Source organism: Streptomyces sp. NPDC104367 (genome assembly GCF_055583825.1).
In genome coordinates, this window is record NZ_JBVJND010000003.1 from 359,872 (window position 1) to 378,563 (window position 18,692).

An 18,692-nucleotide genomic window follows, 5' to 3' on the forward strand; every position below is an offset into this window, starting at 1 on the left:
ACACCCATGTTCCTCAAGGCAGCCGTCAACGGCGGCCGGACCCGTGCCGAGCACCCGGCGGTCCCCGTGACGGCGGAGCAGATCGCCGTCGACACCGCGGCCGTCCTCGCGGCCGGCGCCGACGTCGTCCACCTGCATGTCCGCACCCCGGACGGCGGGCAGACCATCGCCCCCGACGCGCTCGCGGAGGTGCTGCGCGCGGTCCGCTCGACGGCGCCGGGCGCGGTCGTCGGGACGACCACCGGACTGTGGACCTGCTCGGGCCCCGAGGAGCGCTACGACCTGGTCAAGTCCTGGGAGGTGCTGCCGGACTTCGCGTCGGTCGCGTTCTGCGAGGAGGGCGCGGCGGAGACGGCGTCGCTGGTCGTGGCCCGGGGCATGGTCCTGGAGAGCGCGGTGTGGAGCGTCGACGACGTGCCCGCGCTGCTGGCCTCGCCGACCCTCGCGGACAACGTGCGGATCCTGATCGAGCCGATGGACGAGGACCCGGACACGGCGGTCGGCCACGCCCGTGAGATGGCCGCGATGATCCGCTCCGCGGGTGTCACCGCGCCGCTCCTCTACCACGGCGAGGCGGCCACCACCTGGCCCGTGCTGCGGGCCGCGCTCGCCGACGGACACCAGACCCGCATCGGCTTCGAGGACGGCACCGTCCTCCCCGACGGCACGACGGCCCGCGACAACGCCGAACTCGTGGCGGCGGTGCTGGCGTTGGCAGGACAGGCGGCTCCGCTCGCTTAACTGCGTTTTAAACGCGCCTTAAGCGTCCCTGGGCTGCGCATGCCGAAGCAGGTAACCGCAGCTCAGGGCGTTTCGGTGGCTTCGCGTTCCGGTTGGCGGGAGCAAGGGGCGTGGTTATGGTCGGGGCTCATCGGTGGTGCGCGGTGCGGATGTGAGAGCGCTCTCAGGCGCAGCGTGCCCGTGTGTGCCGTCCGGTGCCCCAGCCGCCCCACGTCCCGAGGAGCCCCCGCCCATGCCCCGTCACCAGCGCGACCTGTCCCGCCGCAAGATGCTCTTCGCCCTGGGCGGCGCGGCCGTCGCGGCTCCGGCCGTCGCGGCCCTCGCCCCGTACGCGCTCGCGGACCAGGCCGCGGACGGGGCCGCGGCCGGTGCGCTGCCCGTCACCGTCGTCAACGACACGGGTTCGTTCGACAACGCGTCCGTGTACCTGTACGTCGTCGGCAACCTGGACGGCAGGCAGGTCCGGCTCACGCCCGACGGGCGGCTCGCGCCGGTCGCCCTCGCCGACAACGGCGCCGACGGCTTCACCGACTACGCGATCCCGCTCGCCGGCAGCGGCGACACCTCGCTCTCCCTGCCGTACATGTCCGGCCGCATCTACGTGGCGCTGGGCGACAAGCTGAAGTTCAAGGCCGTGACCGACGGCGCGGGGAACCCGGCGCTCCAGTACCCGGCCGGGTGGGTCGCCTCGGACCCCGGCTACGGAGTGCTGCACGACTGCGCCGAGTTCACCCACAACGCGTCCGGGATGTTCTGCAACACCACGATGGTCGACATGTTCAGCGTGCCGATGAGCATCCGGCTGACCGGCGAGAAGGACCAGACGACCGGCACGCTGCGGGCGGGCGGGCGGGCCGCGGCCTTCGCCGCGGTGAAGGAGGCCGAGGAGTTCGCGAAGCTGGTCGTGGCCGACACCCGGATCATCGCGCCGGGCCACGGCCTGGACGCCGGCCTCTTCTCCGCGAGCTACTTCGACCCCTACGTCGACGAGGTGTGGAGCACCTTCACCGGCAAGGACCTCAAGGTCACGACGGACGCGGGGACGTTCACCGGGCGGGTGCGCGCCGACCGGTTCGTCTTCGACGGTCCCGCCTCGGTGTCCTTCGCCCGGCCCAGCACGCGCGACGTGCTGTTCTGCGACGGCAACCTGGCCGCCCCGAACGACGGCACCACCGGTCCGGTCGCGGCCGTGCTGGGGGCGGGCTTCAACCGCTCGACGCTGCTCGGCGCCGCCGACCAGCCGGCCACCGACCCGGCGTCCTTCTACCAGGGCGCGCTGACCAACCACTACGCGAAGGCGGTCCACGCGGCGACCGAGGACGGCAAGGCCTACGGGTTCGCCTTCGACGACGTGGCGGACTTCGCCTCGTACGTGCAGGACACGGCCCCGACGGGCTTCAGGCTGACGCTGACGGCGTTCTGACGGCGCGCCGGCCGTCAGGGCCGGGCGGTGACCCGGCCCAGCTCGTCCAGCAGTTCCCGCATCAGGGGCACCATGTCGGTCTCCTCGGCCGCCGTGATCCACCGCTGGAAGCCGACCCGGAAGACGGCCACCCCGGCCTCCGCGGCCAGGGTCGCGGCGGGCTCCGGCACCCCGCGCCCGCACAGGGCGTCGGCGAGGGCCTCCGTCAGCGCGGCGAGCTTGATCAGCTCGCGCTCCCGGAGCTCGGGGTGGGCGGCGACCACGGCCTGCCGGCGCAGGGCGTACTCGTAGCGGCCGACGAACAGCCCCGAGGCCGCGTCGAGTCCGGCGCCGAGCACGTCGGGCAGCGGGGCGGACGGCGGGGCCTCGGCGACGGCGGCCACGAACAGCTCCTGGAGCGGGGAGCCCGCGAAGAGGACCTCGCGCTTGTCGGCGTAGTGCCGGAAGAAGGTCCGTTCGGTGAGGCCCGCCTGCCGGGCGATCTGCGCCACGGTCGTCTGCTCGTAGCCCTGCTCGCCGTAGAGCTGCAGCGCCGCTTCCGCCAGGCGCTCGCGCGCGTTCGGCTCCCATCTGCCCATGGCGGAATCCTACGCGATGGCAGTGACTGACATCGAGTGCTACCTTCGATGTCAGTCACTGTCATCGATAGTCAGGGGTTCCCCATGCGTGTTTTCGTGACCGGTGCGTCCGGCTGGCTCGGTTCCGCCGTCGTGCCCGAGCTGCTCGACGCCGGGCACCAGGTGGTCGGGCTGGCCCGCTCGGACTCCTCCGCCGCCGCGCTCACCGGCGCCGGCGCGGAGGTCGTCCGCGGCACCGTCGACGACCTGGACGTGCTGCGTACGGCCGCCGCCGCCTCCGACGGCGTGATCCACCTCGCCTTCAAGCACGACATCGCCTTCAGCGGCGACTTCCGCGGGGCCGCCGAGGCGGACCGCCGTGCCGTGGACGCGTTCGGCGAGGTGCTGGCCGGTTCCGGCCGGCCCCTCGTCATCGCCTCCGGGCTGCTCGGTGTCGCGCCCGGCCGGGTGTCCACCGAGCGGGACGTGCCCGCCGCCGACGGTTCACCGTTCTCGGTGCGGTCGGCCACCGCCGGGGCGACGCTGGCGCTGGCCGGCCGCGGGGTGCGCTCCGTCGTGGTGCGCCTCGCGCCCACCTGCCACGGCGAGGGCGACAACGGGTTCATGGCGGCGCTGATCAACATCGCACGGGAGCGGGGCGCGTCCGGATACGTCGGCGACGGCGCCAACCGGTGGCCCGCCGCGCACCGGCTCGACATCGGCCGGCTGTTCCGGCTGGCCGTGGAGAAGGCGCCGGCCGGCTCGGTGCTGCACGGCGCGGGCGAGGAGGGCGTCGCGATCCGTGACGTGGCCGAGGTGATCGGCCGCCATCTGGACGTGCCGGCGGTCCCGGTGGCGCCCGCGGACGCGGCCGCCCACTTCGCCTGGCTCGGCGGCGTCGTCGGGCAGGACGCCCCGGCCTCCAGCACGGCCACCCGGGAGCTGCTCGGCTGGCATCCGTCCCACCCGGGCCTGCTGGAGGACCTGGACAAGGGCCACTACTTCGGCCCGGCCGCCTGACTCAGACGGGCAGCCGGGGCACGCTGTCGATCAGCCGCCGGGTGTACGGGTGCTCGGGCGCGCCCAGCACCCGTTCGGTGGCGCCCTGCTCGACCAGCCGGCCGCGCTCCAGCACCGCCGTGCGCTCGCACAGGGAGGCGACGACCGACAGGTCGTGACTGACCATGACCAGGGTGAGGTCGCGCTCCTGCTTCAGTTCGGCGAGCAGGTCGACGACCTTGACCCGGGTCGTGAGGTCGAGCGCGCTCACGGGTTCGTCCGCGAGCAGCACGCGCGGTTCGCAGACGATGGCTCGGGCGATGGCGATGCGCTGGCGCTGGCCGCCGGAGAACTCGTGCGGGTAGCGGGCGGCGGTGTCGGCGGGCAGCCCGACCCGTTCCAGGGCGGCGGCCACCTTCGGCGCCGCGGTCGTCCGGCTGTCCAGGCCGAGGGAGCGCAGCGGTTCCGCGACGATGGCGGCCACCCGGCGGCGCGGGTCCAGGGAGGAGTAGGGGTCCTGGAAGACACACTGCACGCCGCGCCGGAACCGGCGCATCTGCTCCCGGTCGCGCGGGGCGAGGGGCGCGCCGTCGAAGCGGACCGTGCCGCCCGTGGGGCGGGCCAGGCCCAGCAGGAGCCGCAGCAGAGTGGTCTTGCCGGCGCCGGACTCGCCGACCAGCGCCAGCGACTGCCCCGGTTCGACGGCCAGGGACACCCCCTGGACCACGTCCGCGGCGGCGCCCCGGTAGCGGACGGCGACGTCGTCGAGTTCCAGTACGGGGGTCATCGGGCGCTCCTCAGGTCCAGGGCGGCCTCCAGCTTGCGGGCACCGGCGACGAGGGTCCGGGTGTACTCGGCCGTGGGAGCGCCGATCACGTCCAGCACGGGGCCCTCCTCCACGGCCCGGCCGTCCTTGAGGACGAGGGCGCGGTCGGCGACCTTGGCGACGACGGCGAGGTCGTGGCTGACGAACAGCACGGCCATCGCGCGCTCGCGCACCAGGGTGTCGAGCAGGTCGAGCACCTCGGCCTGCACGGACACGTCGAGGGCGGTGGTGGGCTCGTCGGCGACGAGCAGGTCGGGCTCGCAGGCGAGGGCCATGGCGAGGGCGACGCGCTGGCGCTGACCGCCGGAGATCTCGTGCGGGAAGGCGCGGGCGATCCGCTCGGGTTCGGGCAGCCGGACCCGGTCGAGGGCCTCGCCGACGGCGGCCCGCAGCCGCCTGCCCCTGAGGCCGGTGCGGCGGGCCAGCGGCTCGGCGATCTGGCGGCCCACCCGCATCAGCGGGTCGAGGGCGGTCAGCGGCTCCTGGAAGACCACGGCCGCCCGGCGGCCGCGGACGGCCGTGAGCTGCTTCTCGCCGGCGCCGACGACCTGGGTGCCGGCCAGCTCCACGCTCCCCTCGGCGCGCATCCCGTCGGGCAGCAGGCCCAGCAGGGCGAGGGTGGTCAGGGACTTGCCGGAGCCGGACTCGCCGATCAGGCCGAGGCGTTCGCCCGCGTCGAGCCGGAAGGAGAGGCCGTCGACCAGGGTGCGTCCGTCGGCGGTGCGCACGGTCAGGCCGTGTACGTCGAGGAGGGTCATGACCGCCTCTGTCGGGTCGCCGGGTCGAGGGTGTCGCGCAGTCCGTCGGCGATCAGGTTGACGCCGACGACGAGCAGGACCAGCAGGATGCCGGGGGCCAGGGCGCCGGCCGGGGCGGTGGTGAAGGTGGCCTGGGCCTCCTGGAGCATGCGGCCCCACGAGGCGTTGGGCGGCGGCGCGCCGAGACCGAGGTAGGAGAGCCCGGCCTCGGCCAGCACGGCGAGGCCGAACTGGAGGGCGAGGTTGACCACGAGGGTGGGCCAGATGTTGGGCAGCACGTGCCCGGCGACGGTGCGCGGCCAGGAGGTGCCCGAGGTGCGGGCGGCCGTGATGTAGTCCTGCGCGAGGACGCGCTTGACGAGGATGCGCACCAGCCGGGCGACGACCGCGCTCTGGGCCAGGCCGATGGCGAGGACGGCGGAGCCGAGGGTCGCCGAGCGGGCGGCCACCACGAGCATCGCGAGGAGCAGCGTCGGGAACGCGATCAGGATGTCGAGGAAGGCGGCGAGGGTGTCGTCGAGCCATCCCTGCGCGAACGCGGCGAGCACCCCGAGGGTGACGCCGATCAGCGCGGCGGTCAGCACCGAGCCGAGGCCGGCCGCGACGGCGATCCGCGAGCCCGTCATCAGCTGGGTGAACAGGTCCCGGCCCAGCTTGTCGGTGCCGAGCAGATGGCCGCCGCCGGGACCGGCGAGCCGGCCGCCCGAGGTGTCGTCGGTGGCGTACGGCAGCCAGACCAGCGAGACGAGCGCGAGCAGCGCGATCAGGCCGGTGAGCGTGCAGCCGGCGACGAGGGTCGCCGAACGGCCGCGCCCGCCGCGGGCGGGCGCGGCGGCCGGGGCCTTGTCCAGGACGTCGGTCGTGGTCATCGGGCTCCTCCCGACAGCCGGCCGCGCAGTCGCGGGTCGATGATCCGCTGGACGAGGTCGGCGGCGAACCCGATCAGCAGGACGGCGAGGGTGGAGACGAACAGGACGCCCTGGATCACCGGGTAGTCGTGCTGGGCGATGCCGGTGGCGAGCAGCGAGCCGAGACCGGGCAGCGCGTACACGGACTCCACGACGACCGCGCCGAGCAGGGTCGAGGCGAGTTCGATGCCGAGCACCGAGATCACCGGCACGGAGGCGTTGCGCAGGCCGTGCCGCCACATGGCGGACGGGAAGGAGGCGCCGAGGGCGCGGGCGGTGCGCAGGTGGTCGCTGCCGAGGACGTCGAGGGTGGCCGAGCGGACGTAGCGGATCAACGAGGCGCTCATCACCAGGGCGATGGTGACCACGGGCAGCACGAGGGAGCGGACGGCGTCGGCGGGCGCGGCCCAGCCGTCCTGCGGGAACCCGCCGGACGGCAGCCAGCCCGCGTTCAGCGCGAACACCGCGATGAGGATCATGCCGAGCCAGAACACCGGGACCGCCATGCCCAGCTGGGAGATCCCGCTGAGCAGGGCGCCGTACCAGGTGTGCCGCTTGTGGGCGGCGACGAAGCCGACGGGTACGGCGACGAGGACGGCCAGCACGAACGCGGCCAGCGTCAGCGGGACGGTGACGTTCAGCCGGGCGGTCACCTCGGGGCCGACCGGCAGCGAGCTGACGAAGGAGGTGCCGAGGTCGCCGCTCGCCAGCTGCCCGAGCCAGTGGGTGAACTGCTCGGGCAGCGGCCGGTCGGAGCCGATCGAGTGGCGGGCCGCCGCGATCTGCTCCGGGCTCGCGCCCACCGAGGTGAGCGCGTTGGCGGGGTCGCCGGGCAGCAGGCGCAGCAGGACGAAGAGCACCACGCTCGCCAGCACCAGCGACACCGCCAGGAAGGCGAGGCGTCTGAGGAGGTAGCGCCCCATCAGTCCTTCTTCTTGATGTCGTAGGCGTAGAACTGGGAGTTGAGGCCGTTGAGCGGGTAGCCGGAGAGCTTGGTGCTCGCGACCACGATCTGCGGGTAGAGGTAGAGCCAGTCGCTGGCCGCGTCCTCGGCGGTCTGGCGGTTGACCTTCTTCAGCAGCTCGGTCTGCCCGGCGGTCGTGGTGGCCTCCTCGGCCTCCGAGACCCACTTGGTTACCTGCTTGTTGTCGTAACCCCAGTAGAAGTCGGGGTTGCCGTACCAGACCAGGTCGCGGTCGTTGACGTGCTCCTGGAGCGTCGCCGTGAAGTCGTGGTTCTTGTAGACCTTGGTGTACCACTCGTCGGGTGTGATCGTGTTGATCTTGACGGTGATGCCGACCTTGGCGAGCTGCGCCTTGATGAAGGTCGCGGCCGTGGGGTGCGGGTCGTAGTTGGGGGTATCGAGGGTGAAGGTGAAGCCCTTGGCGTAACCGGCCTCGGCGAGCAGCTTCTTGGCCTTGGCGACGTCGTAGGCGTTGACCTTGGTGAGGTCCTCGTACCAGGGGTCGGTGGGCGGCACCATCGAGCCGATGAGCTTGCCGTAGCCGCCCCAGACGGACTCCAGGAGCTTCTTGTCGTCGATGGCGGCGGAGACGGCCTGGCGCACCTTGACGTCGGTGAAGGGCTTGGCCTTGTCGTTGAAGGCGAGCAGCAGCTTGGTGGTGGAGTTGCCGTCGTTGACCTTGTAGTTCTGGTTGCTCTTGAACTGGTCGAGGGCGTCCGGGGACTGCTCGCTGGTGACCACGTCGACGGCGTTGGTCAGCAGGGCGTTGTTGAGGGCGGTGGCGTCCTTGAAGTAGTGGAAGACGACCTGCTTGTTGGCGGCCGTGTCGCCCCAGTAGCCGGCGAACCGGTTCAGGCTGAGCGCCGAGCCGCGCGTCCACTTGCCGAGCGTGTAGGGGCCGGTGCCGTCCTCGCTCGTCTTCAGGTTCTTCGCCTGGGAGTTGATGATCCAGACGTAGGAGAGGTTGTAGACGAAGGAGATCGACCGCTGCGACAGCGTGACCTTGACGGTGTGCGCGTCGGGCGTGGCGATGTCCTTGACGACCTCCAGGTTGCTCTTGCGGGCCGACTGCGAGTCGTCCGCGAGCACCTTCTCCAGGCTGTACTTGACGTCGGCGCTGGTGAGTTCCCTGCCGCTGTGGAACTTCACGCCGCTGCGCAGGGTGAAGGTGTAGGTGAGGCCGTCGGCGCTGGTCGTGTAGTCCTTCGCGAGGAGCCTGTCGACCTTGCCGTCGTCGGTGAGCCGGAAGAGGCCCTCGTAGACGTTGCCGTTCAGGGCCTCGGTGACGCCCTGGCCGCCGCCCGCGGTGTTGTCGAGGTTCTGCGGCTCGTAGAGGGAGCCGATGTTGACGGTGGCGTTCTTGTCCCAGGTGCCGCCGGAGGCGGTGGTGGCGGAACCGCCGCAGGCGGTGAGCACGAGCGCGAGGGTGGCGGTGGTCGCGGCGGCGTACAGGGCGGGCTTGTTCAGTCTCATGGTGGGTGCGCTTTCGTGCTGCGGTACGGGGATGGCTGCGGGCGATCAGTGCTGCGCGGGGAAGCCGTCGCGGAAGACGGGGCGCTTCTCGCCGGCCTCGACGGCCAGGTGGAAGCGGTTCTGCCGCGGCGGCATCGGACAGTTGTACTGATCGGAGAAGCCGCAGGGCGGCACGAAGGCCCGGTTGAAGTCGAGGACGACCCGGCCGTCGTCGGCGGTGCGCTCGACGAACAGGAAGCGGCCGGCGCCGTAGGTGGTGTCCCCGTTGGTGGGGTCGCCGAAGACGAGCAGCAGGGTGCCGTCGTCGTCGAAGGCGCTGAGGGTGTACGCGCGGCCGTCGACGGTGAGCGTGATGTCGCCGGGGACGACCAGGTCGCGGCTGCCGCCGTTGTCCCGGATGTGCTCGAAGGCGATCCGGCGGGCGCCCGGGACCGGGGTGTAGGCGGCCTCCAGGACCCAGGCGGGGTCGTAGGCGAAGGTGTCGACGCCCTCGAAGTGGCGGATCGCGGGCGCGTCCGCGTCCCAGAAGCGCAGGCCGTGCTCGGGCTCGCCGGTGACGAGGTCGGTGCGGCCGAGCGTGGTGACCGTCACGCCGGCGGGCTGCCCGGCGCGGGCCGCCTCGGCGTCGGCCGGCTCACCGGCCGGGAGCCAGCGGGTCTCGACGAGGGCGAGGTTTCCGGTCGGGGCGGTGAGCGCGCGGCGGCGCCCGGCACACCAGGCGTCCCAGTCCTCCCGCGGGTCGACGGGGGCCGGGGCGGCGGAGGTGTGGGACACGACGGTACTCATTCGGCTCGCAGGGCTGGATCACCACGGAATGTCACCTCGTGGCCAAAGCATGTACTTTATCCGCCATAAGATCGCCTAATGTCAAACAGATGTCTCGACCATTGAGACACCTCATGGACGGAGTGAGCGGGGCCACGCGGTGCCCCGCTCGGGGACGGCGGAGGGCTCAGCCCTGATGACGCTCGGTGACGCCCTCGGTCACCGGCGCCGCCTCGGCGACGCCCTGGGCCGTGACCACCTTCGAGGGGCGTTCACCCCGGTCGAGGACGCCTCCGGTGACGGCCAGGGCGAGGCCCGCCATGGCGAGGACGGCGCCGACCAGGTTGGGGGCGGCCCAGCCCCAGCCGGCCGAGATGACCAGGCCGCCGAGCCAGGCACCGGCCGCGTTGGCCAGGTTGAAGGCGGAGTGGTTGGAGGCCGCCGCCATGGTCGGGGCCTCCTTCGCGTTGATCATCAGCAGCATCTGGACGGGCGTGGTGATGAGCGCGCCCATCGCGCCGATGAAGGTGACGGTGACCAGGGCCGGGACGGTGCTGTGGACGGTGAAGTAGAACGTCACCAGCCCGGCCGCCAGCAGGGTGATCCCGGCGTACAGCGTCGGGCGCAGGGCGCGGTCGGTGAGGGGACCGGCGATCAGGGTGCCGAGGGTCATGCCGACGCCGTACAGGGCGAGGACGACGGTGGTCGAGGAGTCGGAGATGCCCGTCAGGTGGGTCAGCATCGGGACCAGGTAGCTGTAGACGGCGAAGAAGCCGCCGAAGCCGACCACGGCGGTGCCCAGTCCGATGAAGACCTGCCGGTTGCCCATCGCGCGCAGTTCCTGGCGGACGCCCGCCTGCGGGCCGCGCGGCTGGTGGGGCACGAGCAGGGCGAGTGCGGCGAGCGCCACCAGGCCGATGACGGCGACCGCGCAGTAGGCGTACCGCCAGCCCAGGTGCTGGCCGAGGGCGGTGCCGGCGGGCACGCCGACGATGTTGGCGATGGTCAGGCCGAGGAAGATCTGGGAGACCGCGCGGGCGGCTCGCTCGGGGGCCACGAGTGAGGAGGCGACCACGGCGCCCACGCCGAAGAGCGCGCCGTGCGGCAGTCCGGCGAGGAAGCGGGCGGCGAAGAGCAGGCCGAAGTTCGGGGCGAGCGCGGACGCCGTGTTGCCGATCACGAACAGGCCGGTCAGCAGGAGCAGCAGCCGCTTGTGGGGCACGCGCGCGCCGAGACCGGTCAGCAGCGGGGCACCGACGACGACGCCGAGGGCGTAGGCGGAGACGAGGTTGCCGGCGTGCGGCACCGACACCCCGAGGCCGTCCGCGATCTGGGGCAGCAGGCCCATGGTGGCGAACTCGGTGGTGCCGATGCCGAACGTGACGACGGCAAGGGCCAGGAGAGCCAGAGGCATGGTGAGCGGTGAAACCTTTCAGCGAGGGTGGTGCGGGGAGCGGGGACGGGGAGGTGATGCGGCCTCCGCGGCCGACCGCGCCGAGCACCCTTGCCCAGCACACCCCAAGAACGTTGCAGCGGGATGACGCGGGCGCGCATTCCTGGATCGCCCCGCACGACGGGGTGACCTGCGTCACCACGGGCGCGAGGGCGAGGCGGCGCGCCGGTCAGCCGGCGGCGGGTGCGGACGCGGCCCGGCCGGCCCGCATCCGGTCGGCACGGGGGGCCGCCGGGAGCAGGTCGCCGCGGGGTGCCGGGAGGCCGTAGAGCGCGTAGAGGCGCCGGCGCACCGGCTCGGCCGGGTACTGGTCGCCGTAGACGGCCATCTTGAAGATCACGCCCTCCAGGACACTGCGCAGCAGCGCCTCCTCGACGGCGGGGTCCTCGGCCCCGCGCGCGGCGAACAGGGCGCGCAGGCCGTCCTCCAGGGCCGCCACGCGGGACTCCTTGCGCGCCTCGGCCGCCGCGAACAGGGGGTGGGTCGCGGGGTTGACGACGAGGCTGAGCGTGATGCGCTGCACCGGCACGGTGGCGGCCGCCGTCGCGATCGCGCCGTCGATGACGGCGGCCAGCCGCTCGTCCGGGTCGCCGGTCACGTCGACGAGCGCGGTGACGCCGTCCAGGTAGCGGTCCAGCAGTTCGTCGACCAGGTTCCGCTTGCCGGGGAAGTAGTAGGTGAGCAGACCGCGTGAGACACCGGCGCGGGCGGTGATGTCCGAGATCGTGGCGTCGTGGTAGCCCTTCTCGGCGAAGACCTCCAGGGCCGCCGCGAGGATCCTCTCCCGCGACTGCGCCCGCAGTTCCTCGTTGGCCTCTGCCGATCGCGGCGACACACGCCCCCCTGACCCGTTCCCCCGGCACACGCCCGCGCACCGGCGACCGGCCCGACCTGGGCCGACGTCCACCATTCTCCCCGCCTCCCCCGGCGCACCCCGCACCGGTCCGGCGGCGGGCCGAACTGTCGTACGGCGAACCGCACTTGCGTTTGAGAGTTTTGACTGGCTGGCTGTACAGTCAACGCTCGTCACGGGCCGGTGCCGGTCCGGTTCCACGAGTAGGGAATACACACAGTGGTGAGCAAGGAAGAGCTCAAGTCGGCGCTCCACGCGGCCTTCGACGCCGTCGTTCCCGACGGGGAGAGCTACACCAAGGTCTACGCCTCGGACATGAAGCAGCGGAACTACATCGTCTTCCGCAGCACCACGGTCTACAACTACGCGGTCGGCTTCCGCCCCGGCGGCACCGAACTGGTGATCGTCCCGGTGGAGGAGGACAACGGCCGGGTCACCCCGGGCACGCCGGTCACCATCACCGACGCCAACCGCGGCGCCGTGAAGAAGCGGGACCTCCAGGGCCGCTTCCACGTCGCCACCGCCGAGGGCGAGAAGTTCCGGCTGGTCGTCATCCCCTCGGTGCCGAAGATCACCGCGGGCTTCTACCAGCTTCCGGTGGACCAGCGGGACGAGTACGAGGCCTTCCAGAAGGTCAAGGAGCTGATCTGCGCCTGAGGCGGGTCAGCCGAGGGAGTCGCGGCCCTGCTTCCAGTACCCGGTGAAACTGATCGCCGACTTCGCAACCCCCGCGGCGACCAGTGCCCGCCTCGCGCCGGTGGCGAGGCCGCTCTCCCCCGCCACGAAGACGCTCACGCCGGCCGCCGGCGGGGCCAGTTCCCGCACCCGGCGCAGCGCCGACTCCCCGGGCTTCGCCTCCGGGTCGTCCCGGGGCAGCCACTCCACCTCGACATGGTCCCCGAGGCCGAGGTCCAGGACGTCCCCGGACGTGGGCACCTCGGCGTACAGCCGGGTCGGCAGCGTGGCCGGGGTGGCCTCGGCGATGGCGACCGCGGCGGCCAGGGCGCTCTCGTCGGCGACCAGCAGCTGCGCGGTCGCGCCGGCCGGGGCCCGGTAGCCGCGGCCCTCGTCGAACACCCCGGCCGGGCTTCCGGGTTCCGCCGAGCGCAGCCACACCGACAGCGGGGTGTCCCCGTGCGCGGCGATGTCCATGTCGAGCTCCGGCCCGTCCGCGCGGAACGCGCGCACGGTCATGTTCCGCACACGCGGCCGCACCCGCGTGGGCATGGTCAGCAACTGGGCGTACCAGCCGTTGTTCGACAGGGTCGGCATCCGCAGCCCCGGCTGCCCGGGGCGCGGGAAGAACAGCCGGAAGCACTGGTCGCCGCCCTGGGGCACGAAGTCGGCGAGGTCCTTCCCGGTCAGGGTGACGCGGGCCAGATGCGGACCCAGCCACACGCGCCGGGCGACCTCGACGGTGAGCATGCGGCGGCGCACCCCCGCGGGGAAACGCGCGCTCATCGCGCACCGCCCGGCACCGGTCCGGACACAGCACGGCAGCAGGCGGCCATACGCCCTCCCTGTCACGGCAGATCACAGTTAGTTAGGTAAGCCTAACTTAACCTGCCTGTCGTGGGTCAGTCGACCGTGTAGCAGCGGATGACGATGTGTCCGTCCTCCTCCCTGGCCAGTCCGACGAAGACGGTCCGGGCGAGCCACAGGTGCGCGGCGGCGTCCGTGCGGAAGACCGGCGCGGTGCGGAAGTAGCTGCCGGCCTCGGTTAGCCGGACGTCCCCGTCGTACAGGTCCGCCGTGTCGCAGCCCTCGTGGTAATAGCCGCGGTTGACGATGTCGATGACGGCCCCGTCGTCGGCGCGCAGCAGGTAGCGGGCCTCCAGTTCGCAGACGGTGCCCCGGGTGCTGGACCAGTCGCCGCCGCCGGCCAGGACGGTGCCGTTGAGCCGGGGGCCCTGGACCGTGCCGCCGGTGATGGGGGTGAAGTCGGTCCGCTCGCCGTCGCCGTGCCCGATGTGCAGGGACGGCGCGACGGCGGCGCGGATCTCGAACGCGTAGCCGAGGGAGGGGGTGACGGTCATGAGGTGGTTCCGTTCTGTGATGCCTGGCGGGCGGGCTTCCAGCCCAGGTGCGGTACGGAGTCCAGCAGGCGGCGGGTGCAGGGGTGTTCGGGCTCGGTCAGGACGGCGGCGGAGACCTGGCCGCGCACGACCAGCCGGGCCGTGCCGTCGGGGGCGACGTCCAGCACCCTGGCGTACACGTCGAACACCGTGGCGGTACCGGCGAGCCGGAGGTCCGGGATGACGGGTCCCGCGAGGTCCAGGGGCACGGACAGGGCGGGGCCGGTGAGGACGAGGACGTCGTCGCGGCCGGCCGGGGCACCGGCGTCCGGGGGCCGGCGCAGGTGGGCGGAGGAGTCCGGGACCGGGGACGGGGGCGGGACCGGCGCGTTCGACGCGCACGCTCATGGATGTCCTCCCGGCACGGGGGTTCTCCCGAAGGGGAACAGGAGATGCAACGCCGTCATGTAACGTCGTTGTATGACAACATTGCAGCTCCGTGCAAACGGGGTCAACCCTCTGCGTTAAGGTCACCGACATGCCGATCGAGGTAGACGAGGCCAGGCGGCTCGACGAGATCGCCGCCGCCACCATCCAGGTAGCCCGCGAACGGGGCGTCCGCTCGGTCACCATCCGGGCCGTCGCCGCGCAGCTCGGGGGCTCGACGGCGATGGTCACGAACTACGTGCCCAACCGGGCGGCCCTGATGCTGAACGCGCTGCGCCGGGCCGAGGAGAGCTGGGGCGCCGAACTGGCCGACGCCCTGGAGGGGGTCAGCGGGGAGGCGCGCCTGGACGTCGCACTGAGATGGATGTGCACCACCGAACCCGACGACGAGGTGCTGCGCCGGCTGCTCATGGAGATCGCCAGCGAGGGCCCCGCCACCGACCCCTCGATCGACGAGGTCCGCCGCCTCACCTCGCGGCGCTACCGCGACGACTTCAAGGCCCTGGCGGCCGAGGCCGGCCTCCCCGACACCGCGCTGGCCGCGGACGTCATCCACCTCCTCATGCGCGGCTACTGGCTGACCACCCTGGAGGACCCCGAGGACTGGCCCAAGGAGCGCGCGGTCCGCACGGTCCTGGCCGTCACGGCGCTGCTGCGCGAGGCACCCCCGGCCGCCGGCCCGGGGGACGGGGAGAATTCCTAGACCGGACGGCGCCCGGCCGGGGCGAGCCGCGGCACCGGTTCACCCCCGGCCGGAGGGGCTTGGCATCCGGAGCGAGGGGGCCGCAGGCTGACCCCGAGATAAAACGCCGTTGTATAACGCGTCCCGGCCTCCCCTGTGCGCGACGGCCGGCTCCCACCCCACCCGCTTCCGTGCCGCACGTGCGGCACGGCCCTGCCCGTGAAGGGGTCCTCCCATGTCCGACTCCCCCCGTCCGACCGAGCCGTGGCAGCTCTCCGCGACCGAGCTCGCCCGGGCGATCCGCGACGGCGAGCTGTCCTCCGTCGAGGTGGTGACCTCCTGTCTGGAACGCATCGACGCGGTCAACCCCGGGATCAACGCCCTGGTCGAGCTGCGCCCCGAGGAGGCGCTGGCCCAGGCCCGGGAGGCCGACGCCCGGCTCGCCGCGGGCGACACGCCGGGCCCGCTGCACGGTGTGCCGGTCTCCATCAAGATCAACACGGATCAGCGGGGGTACGCCACCAGCAACGGCGTGCCGGCCCTGGCCCACCGCCCGGCCGAGGCCGACGCGGCCTGTGTCACCGCGCTGCGCGAGGCCGGCGCCGTGCCGCTCGGCCGCAGCAACGCCCCCGCGTTCTCGTTCCGCTGGTTCTCCACCAACGACCTGCACGGCCGCACCCTCAACCCCTGGGACGCGGGCCGCACCCCCGGCGGGTCCAGCGGCGGGGCGGCGAGCAGCCTGGCCGCGGGCATGGTCCCACTGGCGCAGGGCAACGACATCGGCGGGTCCATCCGCTTCCCCGCCGCCTGCTGCGGGGTCGTCGGGGTCCGTCCCACCGTCGGCCGGATCTCGGACTGGGCTCCGTCCGCCGTCGTCGACTCGCCCGAGGGCCCGGTGGAGCTGGACTTCCCGCTCACCGCCCATCTCTGGGCGGTGCAGGGCCCGTTGGCGCGGACCGTGGCCGACGCCCGGCTGGCCCTGCACGCGATGACCACCCCGGACCTGCGCGACTCGGCCGGCGTGCCGGCGGTTCCGGCACGCCCCCGCCCGGCCGGCCCGGTCCGGGTGACCCTGGTGCGTTCGGTCGGGACCGGCGGCAACCACCCCGCCGTCGACCGGGCCCTGGACCGCGCGGCGGCGCACCTCACGGACGCCGGGTACGTGGTCGAGGAGGCGGACGGCATGCCGCTGCTCGCGGAGGCGTCCCGGCTGTGGGCGCTGCTCCTCACCGAGGACGTCCGGCTCGTCCTGCCCATGGTCGAGGCGATCGGCGGCGCGGACATCGCCACCGCCCTGCACGGGCACTTCGCGGCGGCGGCCGCGCTGTGGGGCGAGCGCCCCGACCTGGCGGCGTACATCAACGGCTGGGCGCGCCGCGCCACCCTGGTCACGAGGCTCCAGGAACTGCTGGGCCACGACCGCCTGCTGCTGACCCCGGTGTGCGCCGAGCCGGCCTTCGAGCAGGACGCCGACATCACCGACCCGAAGCGGGCGCTGGAACTGTACCCGGCGATGTGGCCGATGACCTCGGTCCCGGTCCTGGGCTTCCCCGCCGTGACCGTGCCGGCCCGTCTGGAGGACGGACTGCCCCACGGCGTGCAGCTGGTCGGGGGCCGGTTCGAGGAGGACCTCGTGCTCGACGCGGCACAGGCCGTCGAGGACCGGGCCGCGCTGCCGCCGCTCTGGGCCTGAACCGGCGGCCGGGGTCCGGGGCCGCCCGGACCCCTGCGGGTCAGCCCTGCCCGCCGCCGAGCGCGTACAGCCCCGGCAGGTTGACGACGATCGCCTCCTGGGTGCTGCGCGCGATCACGACCACGGCCTCCTCGGCGGGGTCCGGGTTCTCCTCGCGGTGCGGCACGAACGGCGGTACGAAGATGTAGTCGCCCGGCCCGGTGCGCAGCCGCACCTCCTGCGGTTCGGGGCCGGAGTCGTCGACGAAGACGAACTCGGGGTGGCCGCTGACCACGTGGATGGCGGTCTCCGACTCGCCGTGGTGGTGGTCGGAGGAGGCCGTGGCGGGCGCGACATGGGTCTGGCCCATCCAGAGCTTCTCCGAGCCGACCGTCTTCCCGCTGACGGCCGCGAACCTTCGCATGCCGCCGGTCTGGGCGGTGTCGCCGTCCAGGGCGTCGGCGCGGATGTGGTGGAGGCGCGTGCGCAGGCTGGCTCCCGGGGGGTCGGCGGTGTCGCCGAGGTGGGGGTGGAAGCCTTCGCCGGGTGTCGTGGACGGCTCGCTCATGATGCGGACGCTAAGTCCGCCCGGAAAAGGATGTCAAGAGGTGTCCATTGCGGTTCACCTGCGGCAATGTTCCCGCAATGTTGGCCTGAGCCGGGCGGAACGGCCGGTGGGCGCGCCGCCTTCGGGCATCATGTGCGCATGCATATCTCCGCGAAGGCGGACTACGCCACCCGGGCCCTGCTGGAGCTGGCCCGCGAACCGGGCCGCCCCCTGACGTGCGAGGCCATGGCCTCCTCGCAGCAGATCCCGTTCCGCTTCCTGAAGTCCGTGGTGGGCGAGTTGCGCAGGGCCGGGCTGGTGCGCAGCCAGCGCGGCTGCGAGGGCGGTTACTGGCTGGGCCGGCCCGCCGACGAGATCACCCTCCTGGACGTCGCCCGGGCCGTGGACGGCGAGTTGCTCACCCTGCGGGGCGAGACACTGACCGGCCTCGACTATCCGGGGCCGGCCGCCGGGCTGCCCGCCGTCTGGCGCCGGATCGAGGCAGACGCCGCCGCCGTGCTGAGCGCCACCACGCTCACCTCGCTGCTGCCCGGACACCCGGCGGCGCGGCTGGACCGCAAGGGCGCCGCGTGACGGTCGCCGGGGACCGGGCGCCGGTCGAAGTCGTCGAGTACACCGACCCGTTGTGTCCGTGGGCGTGGGGCTCGGAGCCCGTCTTCCGCGGGCTGCGCGCGGCGCTCGGCGGCCGGGTCAGGTGGCGCCGCGTGTACTGCATCCTCTTCGACCACGACGAGGACCCGGCCCCCGATCCGGCCGCCGAGACCGCCTGGTACGCGCGCTACGTCGAGGACATCAGCGGCCACACGGGGGCGCCCAGAGCGTTCCGGCTGAGCCGGGTGGCGGCGAGCTCGTGGCCGGCCTCGCTGGTCGCCAAGGCGGCCGAGGCACAGGGCGCCGAGGTGGCCGACCGGGTGCTGCGCCGGCTGCGGGAGACCGTCTTCGTGCTCGGCGAACCGGCCGACTCCGCCGCGCTCGCGCTCGCGGCCGTCCGGGGCGTGCCGGGCCTTGATCCGGGCCGGCTCGCGGCCGAGGCGGCGTCGGCGGCCGTACGCGAACGGGTGGCCGCCGACCGGGCCGAGGCGCGGCGTCCGGTGCGTGCGGTGCTGTCGGCGCGCGGCGCGTCCCCGCATCCGGGCGCGGCCAAGGAGACGCCGGACGGCGGACACCGGTACGCGCTGCCGACGCTGCTCGTGCGCTCCCCGGCCGGGGTGCGCGCGGTGCCGGGCTGGCGGCCGTACGAGGAGTACGCGGCGGCCGTCGGGGCCCTCGCGCCGGGCCTGCCGGACCGTCCCCCGAGGCTGCCCGCGCGGACGGCGCTGAACCGCCACCGCTCCCTGACCGGACCGGAGTTGGAGCTGCTGACGGACGGTGCGGGCCCGCCGCCGGCGGCCGTCCGGGTCGACACCGCGGGCGGCCCGCTGTGGCTGCACCCCGAGGAGGCCGCGACCCACCCGGCCGTCTGTCCCGGCCCGGCCGCGGACCGCTGACAGGCCCCTGATCTGCGGTCGGATCCCGTCCCGCCGAATGAGACACCTTTTGGTGTCCATTGACAGCCGTCGCCGACCGGCCCCAGGATGTGCAGCATGCT

The 18,692-nt window shown here is 73.3% G+C and carries 21 protein-coding genes; 8 read left to right on the forward strand and 13 right to left on the reverse strand.

Annotation, left to right across the window (positions count from 1 at the left end; translation table 11 throughout):
* Positions 1-6: 6 nt before the first annotated feature.
* Both ACZ619_RS07120 and ACZ619_RS07125 read left to right on the forward strand, forming a co-directional pair.
* Positions 7-741 (forward strand): 3-keto-5-aminohexanoate cleavage protein, encoded by a 735-nt coding sequence (locus tag ACZ619_RS07120; RefSeq protein WP_469595167.1) that lies wholly within the window; start codon positions 7-9, stop codon positions 739-741.
* Positions 742-973: 232 nt separating this feature from the next.
* The gene (locus tag ACZ619_RS07125) at positions 974-2,164 is read left to right on the forward strand and encodes a beta-1,3-glucanase family protein (RefSeq protein WP_469595170.1); all 1,191 of its coding nucleotides are present in this window, start codon (positions 974-976) and stop codon (positions 2,162-2,164) included.
* Between the two features lie 14 nt (positions 2,165-2,178).
* Here the strand turns inward: ACZ619_RS07125 and ACZ619_RS07130 are convergent, their stop codons facing one another.
* On the reverse strand, positions 2,179-2,742 hold the full coding sequence (locus ACZ619_RS07130) for a TetR/AcrR family transcriptional regulator (RefSeq protein ID WP_469595173.1): 564 nt from the start codon (positions 2,740-2,742) through the stop codon (positions 2,179-2,181).
* An 84-nt stretch (positions 2,743-2,826) separates the two neighbouring features.
* Between ACZ619_RS07130 and ACZ619_RS07135 the strand changes: the two genes are divergently transcribed.
* The gene (locus tag ACZ619_RS07135; RefSeq protein ID WP_469595175.1) at positions 2,827-3,741 is read left to right on the forward strand and encodes an SDR family oxidoreductase; all 915 of its coding nucleotides are present in this window, start codon (positions 2,827-2,829) and stop codon (positions 3,739-3,741) included.
* A gap of 1 nt (position 3,742) precedes the next feature.
* Here ACZ619_RS07135 and ACZ619_RS07140 read toward each other — a convergent pair whose 3' ends face one another.
* The 8 genes from ACZ619_RS07140 to ACZ619_RS07175 form a co-directional block, all read right to left on the reverse strand.
* Complete coding sequence (locus ACZ619_RS07140) at positions 3,743-4,507, reverse strand: ABC transporter ATP-binding protein (RefSeq protein ID WP_469595178.1); 765 nt, start codon at positions 4,505-4,507, stop codon at positions 3,743-3,745.
* On the reverse strand, positions 4,504-5,304 hold the full coding sequence (locus tag ACZ619_RS07145; protein WP_469595180.1) for an ATP-binding cassette domain-containing protein: 801 nt from the start codon (positions 5,302-5,304) through the stop codon (positions 4,504-4,506). The genes ACZ619_RS07140 and ACZ619_RS07145 overlap by 4 nt, the downstream gene beginning before the upstream one ends.
* The gene (locus tag ACZ619_RS07150) at positions 5,301-6,173 is read right to left on the reverse strand and encodes an ABC transporter permease (protein WP_469595183.1); all 873 of its coding nucleotides are present in this window, start codon (positions 6,171-6,173) and stop codon (positions 5,301-5,303) included. The genes ACZ619_RS07145 and ACZ619_RS07150 overlap by 4 nt, the downstream gene beginning before the upstream one ends.
* Complete coding sequence (locus ACZ619_RS07155; protein ID WP_469595186.1) at positions 6,170-7,135, reverse strand: ABC transporter permease; 966 nt, start codon at positions 7,133-7,135, stop codon at positions 6,170-6,172. The genes ACZ619_RS07150 and ACZ619_RS07155 overlap by 4 nt, the downstream gene beginning before the upstream one ends.
* Positions 7,135-8,649: an ABC transporter substrate-binding protein gene (locus tag ACZ619_RS07160; RefSeq protein ID WP_469595189.1), complete on the reverse strand. Its 1,515-nt coding sequence runs from the start codon at positions 8,647-8,649 to the stop codon at positions 7,135-7,137. Before ACZ619_RS07160 ends, ACZ619_RS07155 begins: the two co-directional genes overlap by 1 nt.
* Positions 8,650-8,694: 45 nt before the next feature.
* Positions 8,695-9,435 carry a DUF1684 domain-containing protein gene (locus tag ACZ619_RS07165; protein ID WP_469595192.1) on the reverse strand — a complete coding sequence of 247 codons (741 nt, stop codon included), beginning with the start codon at positions 9,433-9,435 and terminating at the stop codon, positions 8,695-8,697.
* A gap of 166 nt (positions 9,436-9,601) precedes the next feature.
* Entirely contained in the window at positions 9,602-10,828 is a 1,227-nt protein-coding gene (locus ACZ619_RS07170) for an MFS transporter (protein WP_469595194.1), read from the reverse strand.
* Between the two features lie 208 nt (positions 10,829-11,036).
* Positions 11,037-11,702, reverse strand: coding sequence for a TetR/AcrR family transcriptional regulator (locus tag ACZ619_RS07175; protein ID WP_469595197.1), 666 nt, complete (start codon positions 11,700-11,702; stop codon positions 11,037-11,039).
* 240 nt (positions 11,703-11,942) lie between these two features.
* Between ACZ619_RS07175 and ACZ619_RS07180 the strand changes: the two genes are divergently transcribed.
* Positions 11,943-12,377 (forward strand): hypothetical protein, encoded by a 435-nt coding sequence (locus tag ACZ619_RS07180; RefSeq protein ID WP_469595199.1) that lies wholly within the window; start codon positions 11,943-11,945, stop codon positions 12,375-12,377.
* Positions 12,378-12,383: 6 nt separating this feature from the next.
* Here ACZ619_RS07180 and ACZ619_RS07185 read toward each other — a convergent pair whose 3' ends face one another.
* The 3 genes from ACZ619_RS07185 to ACZ619_RS07195 form a co-directional block, all read right to left on the reverse strand.
* On the reverse strand, positions 12,384-13,181 hold the full coding sequence (locus ACZ619_RS07185; RefSeq protein ID WP_469595202.1) for a siderophore-interacting protein: 798 nt from the start codon (positions 13,179-13,181) through the stop codon (positions 12,384-12,386).
* A 116-nt stretch (positions 13,182-13,297) separates the two neighbouring features.
* Positions 13,298-13,756, reverse strand: coding sequence for a DUF3237 domain-containing protein (locus tag ACZ619_RS07190; protein WP_469595204.1), 459 nt, complete (start codon positions 13,754-13,756; stop codon positions 13,298-13,300).
* The gene (locus ACZ619_RS07195; protein ID WP_469595287.1) at positions 13,753-14,079 is read right to left on the reverse strand and encodes a CocE/NonD family hydrolase C-terminal non-catalytic domain-containing protein; all 327 of its coding nucleotides are present in this window, start codon (positions 14,077-14,079) and stop codon (positions 13,753-13,755) included. Before ACZ619_RS07195 ends, ACZ619_RS07190 begins: the two co-directional genes overlap by 4 nt.
* A gap of 194 nt (positions 14,080-14,273) precedes the next feature.
* Between ACZ619_RS07195 and ACZ619_RS07200 the strand changes: the two genes are divergently transcribed.
* Both ACZ619_RS07200 and ACZ619_RS07205 read left to right on the forward strand, forming a co-directional pair.
* Positions 14,274-14,885: a TetR/AcrR family transcriptional regulator gene (locus tag ACZ619_RS07200; RefSeq protein ID WP_469595206.1), complete on the forward strand. Its 612-nt coding sequence runs from the start codon at positions 14,274-14,276 to the stop codon at positions 14,883-14,885.
* A gap of 214 nt (positions 14,886-15,099) precedes the next feature.
* Positions 15,100-16,557: an amidase gene (locus tag ACZ619_RS07205; protein WP_469595208.1), complete on the forward strand. Its 1,458-nt coding sequence runs from the start codon at positions 15,100-15,102 to the stop codon at positions 16,555-16,557.
* 40 nt (positions 16,558-16,597) lie between these two features.
* Here ACZ619_RS07205 and ACZ619_RS07210 read toward each other — a convergent pair whose 3' ends face one another.
* Positions 16,598-17,104 carry a cupin domain-containing protein gene (locus ACZ619_RS07210; protein WP_469595210.1) on the reverse strand — a complete coding sequence of 169 codons (507 nt, stop codon included), beginning with the start codon at positions 17,102-17,104 and terminating at the stop codon, positions 16,598-16,600.
* A 138-nt stretch (positions 17,105-17,242) separates the two neighbouring features.
* On the opposite strand from ACZ619_RS07210, the gene ACZ619_RS07215 reads away from it, so the two are divergent.
* Positions 17,243-17,677 (forward strand): RrF2 family transcriptional regulator, encoded by a 435-nt coding sequence (locus ACZ619_RS07215; protein ID WP_469595213.1) that lies wholly within the window; start codon positions 17,243-17,245, stop codon positions 17,675-17,677.
* Positions 17,674-18,591, forward strand: coding sequence for a DsbA family oxidoreductase (locus ACZ619_RS07220; RefSeq protein ID WP_469595215.1), 918 nt, complete (start codon positions 17,674-17,676; stop codon positions 18,589-18,591). Before ACZ619_RS07215 ends, ACZ619_RS07220 begins: the two co-directional genes overlap by 4 nt.
* Positions 18,592-18,692 lie beyond the last annotated feature (101 nt).

What these genes read in the sequence shown, in the direction of transcription:
- ACZ619_RS07120 (WP_469595167.1), top strand. Translation starts at nt 7, where the DNA reads ATGTTCCTCAAGGCAGCCGTCAACGGCGGCCGGACCCGTGCCGAGCAC.
- ACZ619_RS07125 (WP_469595170.1), top strand. Translation starts at nt 974, where the DNA reads ATGCCCCGTCACCAGCGCGACCTGTCCCGCCGCAAGATGCTCTTCGCC.
- ACZ619_RS07130 (WP_469595173.1), bottom strand. Translation starts at nt 2,742, where the DNA reads ATGGGCAGATGGGAGCCGAACGCGCGCGAGCGCCTGGCGGAAGCGGCG.
- ACZ619_RS07135 (WP_469595175.1), top strand. Translation starts at nt 2,827, where the DNA reads ATGCGTGTTTTCGTGACCGGTGCGTCCGGCTGGCTCGGTTCCGCCGTC.
- ACZ619_RS07140 (WP_469595178.1), bottom strand. Translation starts at nt 4,507, where the DNA reads ATGACCCCCGTACTGGAACTCGACGACGTCGCCGTCCGCTACCGGGGC.
- ACZ619_RS07145 (WP_469595180.1), bottom strand. Translation starts at nt 5,304, where the DNA reads ATGACCCTCCTCGACGTACACGGCCTGACCGTGCGCACCGCCGACGGA.
- ACZ619_RS07150 (WP_469595183.1), bottom strand. Translation starts at nt 6,173, where the DNA reads ATGACCACGACCGACGTCCTGGACAAGGCCCCGGCCGCCGCGCCCGCC.
- ACZ619_RS07155 (WP_469595186.1), bottom strand. Translation starts at nt 7,135, where the DNA reads ATGGGGCGCTACCTCCTCAGACGCCTCGCCTTCCTGGCGGTGTCGCTG.
- ACZ619_RS07160 (WP_469595189.1), bottom strand. Translation starts at nt 8,649, where the DNA reads ATGAGACTGAACAAGCCCGCCCTGTACGCCGCCGCGACCACCGCCACC.
- ACZ619_RS07165 (WP_469595192.1), bottom strand. Translation starts at nt 9,435, where the DNA reads ATGAGTACCGTCGTGTCCCACACCTCCGCCGCCCCGGCCCCCGTCGAC.
- ACZ619_RS07170 (WP_469595194.1), bottom strand. Translation starts at nt 10,828, where the DNA reads ATGCCTCTGGCTCTCCTGGCCCTTGCCGTCGTCACGTTCGGCATCGGC.
- ACZ619_RS07185 (WP_469595202.1), bottom strand. Translation starts at nt 13,181, where the DNA reads ATGAGCGCGCGTTTCCCCGCGGGGGTGCGCCGCCGCATGCTCACCGTC.
- ACZ619_RS07190 (WP_469595204.1), bottom strand. Translation starts at nt 13,756, where the DNA reads ATGACCGTCACCCCCTCCCTCGGCTACGCGTTCGAGATCCGCGCCGCC.
- ACZ619_RS07200 (WP_469595206.1), top strand. Translation starts at nt 14,274, where the DNA reads ATGCCGATCGAGGTAGACGAGGCCAGGCGGCTCGACGAGATCGCCGCC.
- ACZ619_RS07205 (WP_469595208.1), top strand. Translation starts at nt 15,100, where the DNA reads ATGTCCGACTCCCCCCGTCCGACCGAGCCGTGGCAGCTCTCCGCGACC.
- ACZ619_RS07210 (WP_469595210.1), bottom strand. Translation starts at nt 17,104, where the DNA reads ATGAGCGAGCCGTCCACGACACCCGGCGAAGGCTTCCACCCCCACCTC.
- ACZ619_RS07215 (WP_469595213.1), top strand. Translation starts at nt 17,243, where the DNA reads ATGCATATCTCCGCGAAGGCGGACTACGCCACCCGGGCCCTGCTGGAG.